The sequence below is a fragment of the Serratia sp. JSRIV006 genome, from assembly GCF_019968685.1.
GTDB lineage: Bacteria > Pseudomonadota > Gammaproteobacteria > Enterobacterales > Enterobacteriaceae > Chania > Chania fonticola_B.
Genome location: NZ_CP074138.1, coordinates 42,930 through 57,346, shown reverse-complemented (window position 1 = coordinate 57,346; position 14,417 = coordinate 42,930). Strand labels below are relative to the sequence as shown.

Annotated in this window: 17 protein-coding genes and 1 pseudogene; 17 read left to right on the top strand and 1 reads right to left on the bottom strand. The window is 49.0% G+C overall.

Features of this window, described 5'->3' with window-relative positions; all coding sequences use genetic code 11:
• Positions 1 to 260 precede the first annotated feature (260 nt).
• The 15 genes and pseudogenes from KGP16_RS26925 (at position 261) to KGP16_RS26855 (ending at position 12,071) form a co-directional block, all read left to right on the top strand.
• Positions 261 to 506 (top strand): AbrB/MazE/SpoVT family DNA-binding domain-containing protein, encoded by a 246-nt coding sequence (locus KGP16_RS26925; RefSeq protein ID WP_223501593.1) that lies wholly within the window; start codon positions 261 to 263, stop codon positions 504 to 506.
• Positions 506 to 838, top strand: a complete 333-nt coding sequence (gene mazF / locus KGP16_RS26920) for an endoribonuclease MazF (RefSeq protein ID WP_223501592.1) — start codon at positions 506 to 508, stop codon at positions 836 to 838. Before KGP16_RS26925 ends, mazF begins: the two co-directional genes overlap by 1 nt.
• Positions 839 to 851: 13 nt before the next feature.
• Positions 852 to 1,163, top strand: coding sequence for a hypothetical protein (locus KGP16_RS26915; protein ID WP_223501591.1), 312 nt, complete (start codon positions 852 to 854; stop codon positions 1,161 to 1,163).
• A gap of 50 nt (positions 1,164 to 1,213) precedes the next feature.
• On the top strand, positions 1,214 to 1,537 hold the full coding sequence (locus KGP16_RS26910; protein WP_223501716.1) for a hypothetical protein: 324 nt from the start codon (positions 1,214 to 1,216) through the stop codon (positions 1,535 to 1,537).
• Between the two features lie 112 nt (positions 1,538 to 1,649).
• Positions 1,650 to 1,919 (top strand): hypothetical protein, encoded by a 270-nt coding sequence (locus KGP16_RS26905; RefSeq protein ID WP_223501714.1) that lies wholly within the window; start codon positions 1,650 to 1,652, stop codon positions 1,917 to 1,919.
• A 354-nt stretch (positions 1,920 to 2,273) separates the two neighbouring features.
• Positions 2,274 to 2,819 (top strand): plasmid pRiA4b ORF-3 family protein, encoded by a 546-nt coding sequence (locus KGP16_RS26900; RefSeq protein ID WP_245398329.1) that lies wholly within the window; start codon positions 2,274 to 2,276, stop codon positions 2,817 to 2,819.
• Positions 2,820 to 2,998: 179 nt separating this feature from the next.
• Positions 2,999 to 3,840 (top strand): annotated as a pseudogene (locus KGP16_RS26895) (ISKra4 family transposase); the annotation flags it as partial.
• 529 nt (positions 3,841 to 4,369) lie between these two features.
• Positions 4,370 to 4,765 carry a hypothetical protein gene (locus KGP16_RS26890; RefSeq protein WP_223501712.1) on the top strand — a complete coding sequence of 132 codons (396 nt, stop codon included), beginning with the start codon at positions 4,370 to 4,372 and terminating at the stop codon, positions 4,763 to 4,765.
• 502 nt (positions 4,766 to 5,267) lie between these two features.
• Positions 5,268 to 5,837 carry a fimbrial protein gene (locus tag KGP16_RS26885; protein WP_223498391.1) on the top strand — a complete coding sequence of 190 codons (570 nt, stop codon included), beginning with the start codon at positions 5,268 to 5,270 and terminating at the stop codon, positions 5,835 to 5,837.
• A 71-nt stretch (positions 5,838 to 5,908) separates the two neighbouring features.
• Complete coding sequence (locus KGP16_RS26880) at positions 5,909 to 6,448, top strand: fimbrial protein (protein WP_371822215.1); 540 nt, start codon at positions 5,909 to 5,911, stop codon at positions 6,446 to 6,448.
• 152 nt (positions 6,449 to 6,600) lie between these two features.
• A complete protein-coding gene (locus KGP16_RS26875) occupies positions 6,601 to 7,245 on the top strand; it encodes a fimbria/pilus periplasmic chaperone (protein WP_223499712.1) in 645 nt (214 codons plus the stop codon).
• 136 nt (positions 7,246 to 7,381) lie between these two features.
• Positions 7,382 to 9,967 carry a fimbrial biogenesis usher protein gene (locus KGP16_RS26870; protein ID WP_223500371.1) on the top strand — a complete coding sequence of 862 codons (2,586 nt, stop codon included), beginning with the start codon at positions 7,382 to 7,384 and terminating at the stop codon, positions 9,965 to 9,967.
• A 5-nt stretch (positions 9,968 to 9,972) separates the two neighbouring features.
• Positions 9,973 to 10,503 carry a fimbrial protein gene (locus KGP16_RS26865; RefSeq protein WP_223501722.1) on the top strand — a complete coding sequence of 177 codons (531 nt, stop codon included), beginning with the start codon at positions 9,973 to 9,975 and terminating at the stop codon, positions 10,501 to 10,503.
• Between the two features lie 13 nt (positions 10,504 to 10,516).
• Entirely contained in the window at positions 10,517 to 11,029 is a 513-nt protein-coding gene (locus KGP16_RS26860) for a fimbrial protein (RefSeq protein WP_223501710.1), read from the top strand.
• 88 nt (positions 11,030 to 11,117) lie between these two features.
• Positions 11,118 to 12,071, top strand: coding sequence for a fimbrial protein (locus tag KGP16_RS26855; protein ID WP_223501708.1), 954 nt, complete (start codon positions 11,118 to 11,120; stop codon positions 12,069 to 12,071).
• Between the two features lie 258 nt (positions 12,072 to 12,329).
• Here the strand turns inward: KGP16_RS26855 and KGP16_RS26850 are convergent, their stop codons facing one another.
• Positions 12,330 to 13,553, bottom strand: a complete 1,224-nt coding sequence (locus tag KGP16_RS26850; protein ID WP_223501706.1) for an IS91 family transposase — start codon at positions 13,551 to 13,553, stop codon at positions 12,330 to 12,332.
• A 29-nt stretch (positions 13,554 to 13,582) separates the two neighbouring features.
• On the opposite strand from KGP16_RS26850, the gene KGP16_RS26845 reads away from it, so the two are divergent.
• Both KGP16_RS26845 and KGP16_RS26840 read left to right on the top strand, forming a co-directional pair.
• Positions 13,583 to 13,840 carry a hypothetical protein gene (locus tag KGP16_RS26845; protein ID WP_223498395.1) on the top strand — a complete coding sequence of 86 codons (258 nt, stop codon included), beginning with the start codon at positions 13,583 to 13,585 and terminating at the stop codon, positions 13,838 to 13,840.
• A 374-nt stretch (positions 13,841 to 14,214) separates the two neighbouring features.
• The gene (locus KGP16_RS26840; protein ID WP_223498396.1) at positions 14,215 to 14,394 is read left to right on the top strand and encodes an AAA family ATPase; all 180 of its coding nucleotides are present in this window, start codon (positions 14,215 to 14,217) and stop codon (positions 14,392 to 14,394) included.
• The last annotated feature ends 23 nt before the right edge of the window (positions 14,395 to 14,417 follow it).

Genomic DNA, 14,417 nt, shown 5'->3' with positions numbered 1-14,417 from the left:
CGGCGACGGGGATGAATCCATCGTGGATGATGGTGAAGGCGAGGGGGGACTCGTCGTTTGGCGGGCGATCCTCTTCTCATAGCCGTGGGAGTGGTCTTTCCGCTTTGTGCTTTTCTCGGAAGGTGTGCTTTCTGGCCAGTAACGGCCTTTCCGACCTCTGTAGAAGTCGGAAAGCATCGTATCAACATTGTTGACATTTCGCAGTAATTTGACTAATGTTTCTACAGTGTCGATACATTACGGCTGATAAGGAGGAGAACATGTCTCAAGTTGTGGTAAAAAAATGGGGCAACAGCCCGTCAGTCAGGCTTCCTGTAGCCATCATGAAAGCGGCATCGCTCAACGTGGATGATACTGTTGAGGTCAGCGTCGAAGAAGGACGTATAGTCATTGTACCGGTGCGGGCAAAGGTCTATTCGCTTGACGGCCTGTTGGCAGGCGTGACGGACGAGAACATTCACCAGGCCGTTTCGTTTGGTGAGCCTGTTGGCAATGAGGCACTGTAATGGTTAAGGGTTACGTTCCTGACGCCGGTGATATTGTCTGGCTAGAGTTTGATCCCCAGGCGGGGCATGAACAAGCGGGCCATCGCCCTGCATTAGTGCTAAGCCCAGCCGTATACAACGGGCGGATTGGGTTAATGCTGTGCTGCCCGATGACGACCAAAATTAAAGGGTACCCTTTTGAAGTCATTGTCCCTGGTGAACGTGAGAGTGCAGTCCTTGCAGATCAAGTTAAGAGCCTGGATTGGAAAGAACGTAATGCCATAAAAAAGGGAAAGGTGCCTGCGTCGGTACTATCAGATGTACGTGCAAAGGCAAAAGCCTTAATTGGGTAAACATGGAGGTATTATGAAAGATAAAATTACAGTTTTTACACGCGATAAAATACAAGGTGATAATAATATTTTAAATCCTATTTCTGAGCTTCGTAATGAACCATTAATTATAATGAACCTCATGCAAGAGTTATCTGATAGTAAATTATCGGAAGATGAATTTTCACGCGCTAAAAAAATTGTTATTGATGTTTGTCATAAAGTCGAAGAGCCAACATTACTTACTTTAGTGAATGCATGGAAGACTGAGCCTATGCTTGCAGACTTTGCAGAGTCTATTGCTGAAAATGCTTTGCCACGTGCACATGGCAACCTTTTTAATTAATAGGATTATATAGGATCCAAGTAATTGGTAAAATCATAAGGAGATGGGAAATGCAATTTCAGTTTCAAACGTTTGTTAGTCAGGTGGTGACAGTGGCAGTGCCAATCATCATTTTAATGGCGTTGATAATGTTTATTTGTCTAAAAAGAAACTTATTGTCTGTTTCGTGTTTATTCATCTATCTCGCCATGGCGTGGCTATTTTCCCATGGCTTCTATTATAATCCTGAATTATGGTCGTCAAAGCCAGATATGGCTACTGCTATCCTATATGGTTCCGCATTTTCAGCAGTGATTTTCGGCCTTTTTTGGTCCTTGGCTTATGCTCTGACTTCAATGGATAAACAGGAAAATAAAGTGCATATTGATAAATAATGAAGGTAAGAAATGGAGAGTGCAATATTATCGATAACGTTTGATAGTGCCTCTCCTAGTAGTATTTAACTATATATCAATCTTAATGAGTTGATGAATACAGGATACCGCAATGATTTTATTGACTGTCGATAAGTTTCCGGATGAATATAAAATAGTGAAACTGCATGGAATGATACAAACTGTTTTTTCTTTTGAGTCTAATAGCCGAGGCGTTATTCCCTCAAGACTCAGCCGCTTCGCGCTGGAAGAATTCACAGGCGCTGCAGCAGACATTTCTGGCGGTGAAGCAAATGCGGTCTATGGAATAACGGTGATCCCCCTGGATGAGGGCAACGTTCTCTATACCGGTACTGCCGTCACTGTGGAGTCAGTGGGTTAATCATGTCGGGGTTCGTGAACCGCCGTTGCCTGTCGTGGGATCGGCCTTTCCGATTTGCGTGGTTTTCGGAAGGTTCGATGTCTAGGGGGGCCGCTTGGAAAACGGAAAATTAACTACGCTAAGAGGGAGCAGTTTGGAGATCGGGAATTTTTGTACGCTAAGCGTATAAAATACATAATGTTACGCTCTTAGCGTTCGTTTTCGTTCCATTGGGGAGAGCATGAAAAAGTGTGGGGCAGTCACCGAATGTATCGCCTGCTGGGGCTAGAATATCCAACATTATTTCATAACAATACCTGCTATCTGGCTATGAAGATCTACGTCATCAAAATTACTGTTCGTGGCGTAAGTCCCATGGTCTGGCGTCGGCTAAGAATCGCTGTTGATACGTCGCTGGCCGCACTTCACTCCATTTTCCAGATCGTGCAGGGCTGGGGTGATGATTACCTCCATCAGTTTCATATTTACGGCAAAGATTACGGTATCTCTTACGACGGTGGCATTGGCTTTCCGGATAACCCGTTCCAGACCGTGATTGATGATTTTAGTTTTGATATCGGCGATCGCTTTACCTACGAATACAACTTCTTTGAGCACTGGCTTCATGACGTTCGGGTTGAGGCCATTCATGAAGACTCAACGCTGAAAACACCATTTTGTATGAGCGGCCATGGCATGCCCGGAGCAACGGCTGCGGATGAAGCGGATAAGACGCTGGCTTTTCTGGAGGCCATCGTTAATGCGGATGATGCAACAACGGTCGGAGAAATCCGGATCTTTGTTGACGACCTGGATGCTGTTCGGTTCAATCGCAATAAAATCAACAGGCAATTGAGCAAACTCGACCTGGCGGCGCCAGCACTGGAACCTGAAGTGATCTGGTTGGATCGCCGCCGCTGACGGATATCTATAAAGGTGTCCTTCTCTAATTCAGGAAATTGGCGCGCTCAGGACCAGAGGTGTCAGACTCAGGATCGCCTGCGACCACGTAAGCCTCGGCATTTCAATATATTATAAACTTCGCAACCAGATGAAAAACCAGTAACCAGGAGATAATCCCACCACCGCAGGAGGCAACGATGAAATTGACGCTCCAGATAGTTATAACCGATGAGTCAGGCGTGAGCCGAACGGAAGAACTGATGACATTACAGAAGTCAGGAGATGCCCGAAATGATATCGGATTATCGCTTTCAGAGTCGAAGAGCTTGCTGAATACCGTCCAGCAGTCAATGGTTCAGCAGCAGGCGGACGAATACACTCACCAGCATATCCAGTGTCCTCACTGCCTTGCAGCGCGCAGAATCAAAGGCCGGCAGAAAATACAGTACCGGACACTGTTTGGCATTATTCCCGTATCGGGGCTCCGGGTGTACAGATGCCGCTGCGAAAAAAGTACAACAAAGACCGTCAGCCTTCTCAGTGACTGGGCGGGCGATCACACTCATCCTGCCCTGAAATATATAGAAACCCGCAGGGCCTCAATGATCTCGTATGAAATGACGACCCGTCTGCTGAAAGATATTCTGCCAGTGGGAGACAGCCTAAATGCCTCAACGGTGAGGAATAACTTATGTCAGGTGGCGCAGCGCCTTGATGCAGAGGCAGAAGCGAATTCTGGCTTTCTTTCCGGTTGCCCCCGCGACTGGGGGAACCTGCCCAGACCAGGTAAACCGCTTGTGGTAGGTATTGATGGGGGTTATGTTCGGGATCGGGACGACAAAAAGCGAAATTTTGAAATTATTGCCGGCAAATCCTTTTCAGTCGGGTCTCCGACAGACACGCGCCGCTTTGGTTTTGTCCAGAATGACGACTGCCATCCGGAACGCAGACTAATGGCACACCTCTCCGCCCAGGGAATGCAGGCCAACCAGCAGATATTTTTTTATCCGATGGCGCGGATAACCTGAGGGAACTGCAGTAATTTTGTTGCGTTAATGACATATAAGCAATACGACGCAATAACGCGTATAAGACAAAGCATGTGTCGATTTCGCGTCGGAATTTATGGTTTTGACGCTATCACTGTTCAAATGCTCCCGCTGATCCAATTTGCAGCCGCGAGGTTGCCATGCTCAATAAAAAACACCATTTTTCAATTGGTTATTTTTTTCTGAACCTGTTGTTTCTTAAAAATACAATAGCATTAAACGATCGATAGTGTATTTTCAATTTGTTTAACCTATAGATTAAATCAATCAATCAAGACTGATTGATCTGTTAAACCGATCAATGTATGATGCGTTTCAAGATAAGTGCCAATGTCAGTCCAAAGCCGTTCGCAAGCATCACAGACTCATTGGGCGTTAAATATACAGGGGCGAACTTCCATGGTGTTGTATTTCAAACGTGTTATTTAGAGGCTCAAATTCGGTAACCTGTTGGTCTCTGTGCATGTTCGTCCATTTTTAGGTTTCCACACGAATCCGTGTGATGTGCGTGTTACTGCCATGACGATGGCCATGCCCCTGATACCCAAGCAGAAAAACAGACAGCGTGGTGTTATGACACAAAAAATTCTCAAAAATGCAGCGCTGCGCCTTCTGGTTGAAAGCGGCAGCGTCAGTGCCTTAAACGTGGTTGGGACTGATGGCGGCTGGATATTAAAGGTTAAGTACGGTCTGAGTGAGCAGACCCTGGCGTCACAGGCTCGCCCGGTCAGGGTGTTCAAAAAGCTGGACACATTGGTCATGTACCTCAAAAAAATTGGGTTTGAACAATTTGATATCGATACATCAGGTTATTCCATTGATGCACGCGCCGGCCTCACTCGTCCGGATCGCTCAGTGGCGCTTAAGCGGATACATGAGGCTGCAGCAAGTCATGTGGAACCAATTAAAAGATAACCTGACGATTAACCTACGTCATGAATGGAATAATTAATGACAATTGTTTCAAGGAAAACACGAACTCCCCCAATGATAGAGGGTGATGGTAAACTGAGTTTTCTTGCCACCACCAAACGGAGGGTATTCTGAATAATATGTCATTGTTTTCCGGCGTCGCAGGTGATGGCTTTGTTGCCTTTTTCACTCTCACTCTCACCCTCACTGATTAAGTGGTGAGAATAAAAAAGTAAATATATATCATAAAAATCTTACAGTTAAATGGGTGACTGGAATCTGTAAGTTACGTTTCAATAATGAGATAAGTGAACAACACCATGATGAGAAAATGAAGATAATCCACCTGTGAAATCATTGTGATTTTCACAATGTAAACAATCATTCTTTACTGGGCATTTTAACGCTCAATACAGTGTATGAGTGAGAGCTAAATTATTATTTCTCCTCATACTGCATTCGATATGCACACTTTTTCAATAAACTCTAAACATGGCTAAACAGTATGAAAATTAAGTTAATTTCTTCTATCATCGCAGTCTCGTCACTTGCATTTCCGATGATCTCTTCCGCTGCAACAACAGTTAATGGTGGAACCATCAAATTTACAGGTGAAGTCGTTAACGCCGCCTGCGCAGTTGATGCCGGCTCATCCGATATGACAGTTCGTCTTGGGCAAGTCCGCACGGCCATGCTTAATCAGGCAGGAGCAAAAAGTGGTCACCAGTCTTTTACTATCGTCCTGAAAGACTGCGACACTACCGTATCAACTAAAGCATCTGTGGCTTTCCAAGGAGTTGCGAGTGGTTCAACTGGGGGAGCGATACCAACACCTTTTGATAACGTTTTGGGGTTGAGTGGCGGTGCCGCAGGGCAGGCGACAAATGTAGGTATTCAGCTTTTCTCTGACAATGACACAACGCCATTGAAAGTCGATGGCACTCAGTTCTCCACGCCGAAAACACTGAGTGATGGTGAAAACAGGCTTTCTTTCATGGCTGCATACTATGCAACCGGCGTAGCTACTGCGGGCTCGGCTAACGCAGAAGCAAACTTTAAGGTTCAGTACCAATAATTCTCACTGCAAGGAAGCACTCAAGGTCAGGATGACCTGTTTTGCGTAGCCCGCCCAGGAGAAAAGCTATGTTGAAAATGCAATCGGCGTTTTTTTTGATGCTGCTGCCTCCTGTTGTCTTCGCTGGTAATCAATGGAACGTGACAGTCGCAGGTGGAAACATGCGATTTCAGGGAGAGATTATTGCTGAGGCCTGCCGTGTTGAAGCGGGGAGTCATAACATGACCGTGATTATGGGACAGGTTAGCAGCAACCGGTTTCACGCTGTAGGAGAGGACGCGGGACCTACCCCCTTTGAAATTAATCTGTTGGACTGCAGCACCGCGGTAAGCCAACGGGTTAGCGTGGCTTTTCATGGTATAGCCGATGGCAAAAACCCGGAGCTCCTGTCAGTCGGCGAGGGGAATGGTGTGGCATCGGGCGTTGGAGTGGCCATTTTTGATGAAAAGAACCAGTTAATCCCGGTCAATGGCCCCGTGCGTTCTTGGACCACATTACCCAATGACGGCCCTTTATCTGTGCATTTTGTCGCTAAATACCGCGCTACCGGGCATACCGTAACGGGTGGTGCAGCCAATGCTGAGGCCTGGTTTTCCCTGACATATGAATAACGCGTGGTTTTTGCAATACATCACACGTTCACCGAAAAGACAAAATCACTATACCGGAGTTGTAGTAATCCATGTTTACCAAAATGAATCCCCAACATATGCCAGTATCAGTGGCTCGCCTTTTGCTGACCGCTATTGTCGGTACGGCTATCATGCTTGGCGCCACTCATGCAGATGCCGGTGTGGCTCTTGGCACCACACGCGTGATATACCCGTCTGACCAAAAGCAAGTGCAATTGGCGGTCACTAACAACGATGAAAAAAGCACCTTTCTGATACAGTCATGGGTGGAGAATAGTGACGGAAAAAAAGATGGGCGTTTTGTGATTACACCGCCGCTGTTTGCCATGCAGGGAAAAAAAGAAAATACCCTGCGTATTATCGATGCAACCAATAACAAGCTTCCCCAGGACCGCGAAAGTCTCTTCTGGATTAATGTGAAGGCCATTCCCTCTGCCAGCAAGGTCGAGAAGAGTGAGAACACCTTGCAACTGGCTATTACCAGTCGTATCAAACTCTATTATCGTCCTGTCGGACTGACGTTGAAACCGGAGATTGCGGCAGAAAAGCTGCGCTTCAGTCGTCAGGGGACGGAGTTGAAACTCATTAATCCCACGCCGTATTTTCTGACGGTCACTGAGTTGAACGCCGGTACCCGCATCCTGGAGAATGCACTCGTGCCTCCGATGGGAGAAACCACGGTAAAAATGCCCACAGACGCCGGAACAGCCATCACCTATAAAACCATCAACGACTACGGTGCAGTGACGCCCCAGATGAAAGGGGTGATGCAGTAATACGGTGTCTGTCACATCGGTAGTGGATGCCACCGAGTGATGAAATATCAAGTTCCCCTTGAGCGATGTGTGTTGTCGCAGAGGTGGGGGTCTTTTACTGAAGTAGGGAGCAGGCCGTTTCGGCTCACAGACCGTTATGTTTTCAGAAAGAATCTCTGTACGTCGTTACGTGCTGGCGCCACTTGCTGCGTTGATGGTACCGGTGTTTCCGATCAGCGCCGAGTTATATTTCAACCCCCGTTTTCTGTCTGACGACCCGGCGGCAGTGGCTGACCTCTCGCGGTTTGAAGGTGGTCAGGAACTGCCACCCGGCACTTACCGGGTTGATATTTATCTTAATAATGCCTTCGTTGCTACCCGAGATGTTGCATTTCAGGCACAGGAGGGGCAACAGGACTTGATGGCGTGTCTTACCGCCAAGCAGTTGCTTGGCTTCGGCGTCAATACTCGTACCATCCCCGGCGTGTCAGTGCTGGCTGCTGATGCCTGTATCCCATTCAAGGAGGTGATGCCTGATGCCACACAACAATTTGATACCAGCCAACAACGACTGTATCTGACTGTGCCACAAATCTATATGGGTAATACAGCGCGAGGCTATATCTCACCCGAGTATTGGGATAGCGGTATAACTGGTGCACGTCTGAACTACAGTCTTACCGGTAACCAAGCCCGCAGTCGTCACGGAGGCAATAGTCAGTATGCCTATATGAACCTCAATGGTGGGGTGAATATGGGGTCCTGGCGCCTACGAGATAATAGCACCTGGAGCTACAGCAGTGGCGGGGGGGCGACTGCACAAAAAAACACCTGGCAGCACATTAATACTTATGCCGAACGTGACATCGTTCCCTTGCGCTCACGCCTGACGCTGGGTGACAGTACCACCGCTGGCGATATTTTTGACGGTGTCCAGTTCAGAGGCATCCGTGTAGCCACCGATGACAATATGCTTCCAGACAGCCAGAAGGGGTTTGCGCCGGTTATTCGTGGTATTGCCAGGGGGACGGCCAAGGTATCGGTCCGCCAGAATGGCTATGAGATTTACCAGACAACGGTCCCGCCCGGCCCCTTCGAGATTAACGACCTGTATGCAGCAGGTAACAGTGGCGACTTGCAAGTGACTATCCGTGAGGCTGACGGCAGTACGCGCAGCTTCAATGTGCCTTATTCCTCCGTTCCAGCATTGTTGAGAGAGGGGCATTCTCGCTTTGAGTTGACGGTGGCGGAATACCGTAGTGGGAGTAGGCAGCAGCAATCACCGACGTTTGTTCAAGGGTCGCTAATGCGCGGTCTTCCCGATGGGTGGACCCTGTATGGTGGGGCGCAATTGTCTGACAAATTCCACGCATTCAACGCGGGTGTTGGCAAGAATATGGGATATTTTGGGGCCATGTCCCTTGATATCACTGATGCCAATGCCACGCTGCCGGATGACAGTGAGCATCGGGGGCAGTCAGTACGTTTCCTTTACAACAAGTCGCTGAGCGATACGGGGACCAACCTCCAGTTGCTCGGCTATCGCTATTCGACGCAGGGTTACTTTACGCTGGCTGACACTGCCTGGGAGAAAATGAGTGGTTATACCATCCAGACGCAGGACGGCCCGCTGCAAATCGAACCGAAATACACGGATTATTACAATCTTGCTTACAGTAAGCGTGGCAGGCTTCAAGTGAACGTTTCGCAACAAATTGGCCGAGAAACCTCATTGTATCTGAGTGCAAGTCGGCAGTCCTACTGGCGTACACGCAAAGCGGATGAGCAGCTTCAGGCGGGACTCAGCTCTGTCACGGGGGGCGTCAACTGGAGTATGAATTACAGCCTGACGAAAAATGCCTGGCAGGATGAGCGTGACCATCTGGTGTCATTCAACATGAGCATTCCATTCAGTTACTGGATGGGCTCCAACAGCAAATCGGTCTTGCGAAACTCGCGGGCCAGTTACAGCACATCGAATGACCTTGATGGAAAGATGACCCAACTTGCCGGTGTCAGCGGTACGCTGACCGAAGACAACAACCTGAATTACAGCGTACAGACCGGTTATTCAGGGGGGGGCAATCAGGGCAGCGGTTCAACAGGGTATGCCGCGCTGAACTACACCGGCCGCCTGGCGAATGCGAATGTCGGCTACAGCCAGAGCGACAGTTATAGCCAGCTCTATTATGGTGTGAGCGGCGGTGTTTTGGCCCACGAGAATGGCGTTACCCTCAGCCAACCGCTCAATGACACGGTGGTATTGGTCAAAGTACCTGGTGCAGGTAATGTGAAAGTGGACGGTCAGAAAGGCGTGCGAACAGACTGGCGTGGCTACGCTGTTATCCCGTATGCCATGAATTACCGTGAAAACCGTATTGCACTGGACACGAACACCCTGGCGAGCAACGTTGATTTGGAAGACGCCGTCACGACGGTCATTCCTTCGCAGGGGGCTATTGTTCGTGCTGATTTTCAGGCCAACGTGGGCCTAAAAGTGCTTATGACACTCAATAAAAATGGCAAACCGGTTCCGTTTGGGGCTATCGCAACCGCGTCGGGCAACCAATCCGGCAGTATTGTGGCTGACGGGGGGCAGGTTTATCTCACCGGCCTGCCATTGACGGGGCAGGTATTTGCCAAATGGGGGGATAGCCCCGAAGCGCAATGCAAGGCGGACTACCGGTTGCCACCGGAGAGTGCGCAGCGTGCGCTGAACGAAATCAGTGCGGAGTGCGAGTGAACAAGATGATGAACGGACGACTTTACTCCCTGTGCCTGTGTGGGGTGCTGTTCAGTGGTATCAGCCATACTGTTGACGCAAGCACGATAACGATTACCGGCAACATACGCGATAACGCCTGTGCGGTTGCAGCTTCTTCCACCACAGTGAATGTGGACCTGTTGGTGAATGCAGCCAAGCAACTCAGTTCGGCCGGAGCGACTACGCCAGCGGTGCCCTTCAGTATTGAACTCGCCCCTTGTGGTCCAATGGCGACGAATGTGAAAGTCGGGTTTACCGACACTAGCCGTATACCCGACACCCCCCTGCTGGCGCTGGATAACACGTCATTGGCAGCTGGAATGGGGGTACAACTGCTGGACAGCACCAGGACTGGCATAAAACTGAATGCCGACTCAACTAATCTCCAGTGGATCCCGTTAAAGGGGGGGCAGCCCAATACGTTGAACTTTTATGCAAGACTGATGGCAACAGGGGCGACGGTGAGTGCTGGCACAGTGAGTGCCACCGCCGGTTTTACCCTTGAGTTTGAGTAAATGGAGCTTGGAAATGAAATATAAAAGTGCCGGGCTCTTGCTTGGCCTGTCTCTGATGTTGCCGTGGCTGGTACACGCTGCTGATGTCACAATCACGGTTAACGGCAGTGTTGTTGCCAGGCCTTGTCAAACGCCTCCGGGCGATACCACGGTGGATTTTGGCGATGTCTATACCACGTCGCTGAATACCGCTAGGAGCACTACTGCATGGCAAGACATCACGTTGATTCTGAGCGGATGTCCCGTGGGAACATCAACCGTCAAGGCTACGTTCACTGGGCCGGCAGCGAGTAACGCGAACTATTACGCCAACAGCAGCATTACCGGCAGCGCTGGCGGTATTGAGCTGGAATTACAGGACAGTGCAAATGGTCTTTTGAATAACGGGGCGTCGAGGGATATACCGGTGGATTTTACAACCGGTACAGCGGAGCTGCCAGTCAAGGTGCGGGTGCGTTCGGAGAGTGGACAGCCCACCGAAGGCAATATTGAGGCAGTGATTAACGTGACTTACACGTATTTATGAATGATGGATAAGTTTATCTATGGTATTTCTGAATGCTGTATTTTAATACACGGTAATAATGTAGTTATAGGTTATGAGGTCTGATTTTATGATTAATTTAATAAAAATCACGGCGATAATTATCGTTAGCATGATATATTCACCATCAAGCTTAGCTCTTGCTTGCTTTTTGGATAATAATCGCATTAATAATATAGGGGGCGGTGGTGGGCAGAGCTTCACTGCGGAATTATATTTAAATTTAAATCCGACAATAGGCGTAAATGAAAATGTCATTATCGATCTTTCATCTCGGCTAATGTGTGAAAATGAAACTGGTTCTGGATGGACGGACGAATTCTATATAAAACAGGGATCTCGACTGGTTGATATACTAGGGACGTTGAAGGCGGTCATGAGATATAATGGAACGCCGTATGATCTCCCATTAAATCAAGATACACCTAAGACAGTGTTAAGAAACCGTGGTGACAGTGCAGATCTAAATGTAGTACTTCTACTTAGTCAGGTTAATAATGCGGGAGGAGTAATCATCAATAGCGGTGACGTGATTGGTGAGATTATATTATTTGCATCTGGATCGAATTCTGGTGCTAATTACGACTTTTATACAGTAAATTGGAAAATTATTTCCAATAACAACGTTATAGTACCAACAGGAGGCTGTGATGTTTCAGCACGCGATGTAAGCGTTACTCTTCCCGCGTATGATGCAACCTCAAATCAAACGTTCTCAGTGCCACTGTCGGTCAATTGCCCCAGTGGTAACAAGAATTTGTCGTATTTTTTATCGGGTACGACAGCCGATACCGCAGGGAAAATATTCAGTAATACGTCAACCTCTTCTCCTGCCAGCGGTATAGGGATACAGATGTTGGACCAAAACAATAATGCGATTACGGTCAATAATGCCGTACCCCTGGGAACAGTCGGTAATACGCCGGTCAATCTGAATCTCAAAGCTACCTATGCACAAACCGGTGCTCAGGTTACTGCAGGCAATGTCCAGTCCGTTATTGGGGTGACATTTACCTATCCGTGAATGAGCTCTGTTGCATTAGATAGGATGCTGTTTTTATGATCTCATCTGCCTGTGTCTCTGAGCTGAAACGTCTTCTGTCGCCTGCATTATCGCGTCGATATTTTAGCTCAATGTGTTCATGGTTAGGAATTTGGAAAGGCGTTTTAAAAACTTCCTGACCATAAATTGCAGCGTGATACATGCCCGTTTAGCGTGGCATAGCAAGATGTTATTGATAAAAATACCGGTTTTGATGTGTTTTAATCTAAAAACCATTTTTCAGGCGCACTTATCCAACACCGTGGTCTGAAGCCAGCGTTTTTTTGCCATCTTCTGCAGCCTGTCAGAGAGTATTTTGGTGGCGTGATCGCCCGCCACGGCGCCGGCAAAACGCAGTCGGCCCTTGCACAGGATGCACTGGTACGGGTCGGTACCCAGAAAGGCTTTCATCAGCACCGCGAACCCTGGCTTCTGTGGTTTCTCGCGCGGCGTCATCTCCAACGCGTCGTAAACCTTTGGCAACAGCGTGCCGCGTTTACGGTTGGCCAGAAAGCCGTAGTAACGCACCATTTTAAAGTGTCGGGACGGGATGTGGCTGACATAACGCCACAGCATCTCCTCCTGGCTCAGTTTCTGGCGTTTGTGCTGCTGCGTGTTGTGGTCGTAGTACTGGTGAACGACCGAGCCGCCACGGTAATGACGGAGCTGCGACGCCGCCACCGGCGGGCGTTTCAGATAGCGGCCCAGGTATTTCACGCTGCGCCAGGCACCGCGGGTCTTTTTGGCGAAGTGAACCTTCCAGTGGCGCTGATATTGCGCCTGCAGGTAGCGCTGCCACTGTTTCTCATCGCGGATATGGCCGAGACCTGGCAGCGCGGCGGGGCTAACGCGGTCATGGCTGGCGCGCAGTAAACGGATGACGGCGCCGCGCCAGATTTCTTCGACCTGCTGTTTTTTGAAGAACAGGTCACGCCAGACCCCGTGTTTGACATCGAGGCCGCCACGGGTAATTGAGACGTGGATATGCGGATGCTGATTGAGCTGGCGTCCGTAGGTGTGTAGTGCACAGAAGATGCCGACTTCGACGCCCAGCTTGCGCGCGAGTCTGAGCATGGCGCGGGTGGCGCAGCGAAAAAGGTCGTTGAGCAGCGGCCAGTTGTTATTGAAGAACGGCCAGAGCAAGTGCGGCATGGTGAAGGTGATATGTTGCCAGTCGCAGTCGGGGAGAACATGTTGCTGCCCAGCAATCCACTGCTCGGTGCCTTTGAGGGCGCAGCTGCTGCAGGCTTTGGATTTGCATGTCTGGCAGAGGAAACGCGAATGTGTGCATTCAGCGGAGCTGCAGCAATAGCGGCGAACGCCCATGGCGCAGGTCCCGCAGGCAAGCATGCGCTCGACAGAGAGTTTGGTCCAGTCGGTGAGCTGATGGCCATTCTTCTCAAGGAAGCGCTCCCAGCCTTCATCGTGCTGGAACAGGAGCTTTGCGGGTCGCGGTATGTACATGAAAGACAGTATAAAATACGGCGATGAGGGTGGAAAGGACTTCGGCTGCGCAGCAGACGAGCTCACGCCGCAGGCGTGCTACCGTTCATGCTGCCTTTGATGATGAAGGGAAGCAAATAGCACCGATCATGGCCAGAGTGACCGGCAATGTTGAAGGGCTGGCGAAACTACTGGATCGCTGCCGCTGGCAGTTAGCTCTCTGTCAGGATAAACAGATGCCCTACCTGTTTCAGTTGATTGCCTCGCTAAATGGGGTTCCGCGCCCATTAGCCCCACATTCTTGGTAAAATTATATATATCAATACACTATGGTGATATTCTGTTACTCATTGATGGAGCACATTAAAAAATGTTGTTTATTTCACAATATCACATGTCGTGATATCTGAAACTGCATTTATTGGTCTGAAATGGGTTATCTACTGTCGTTTTTTGCCTGTTTTGATACTACGTGGTGTCAAAACCAAATTTTGGCACTTCTCCGGGCGAATTTTTCGCAGAATGAAGCACCGAACTTACCAACAAACTTACAAATTAACGGAAATATCAAAAAAATGATATTCTATTTAATTCATAAAGATAGATATCAAGCTTGGGACCTTGGGGGCAAATGGGCGAGAAACGCCATAATGGAATTTCTCAGGTTCAAGGCGTCATCCCCATGTTGAGCGAAATCTGGATCCGTGGTTACCGCTCTGTGCGCAAGCTCACTATGCCCCTTGGCAGGATCAATCTGGTTCAGGGGGCCAACGGCTGCGGCAAGAGCAACCTCTACAACGCCATCCACCTGCTCGCGAGCGCCGCTAGTGGTGAGCTGGCCCGCGCCATCTGTGCCGAATGAGGGATCCACCAAACCATATGGGC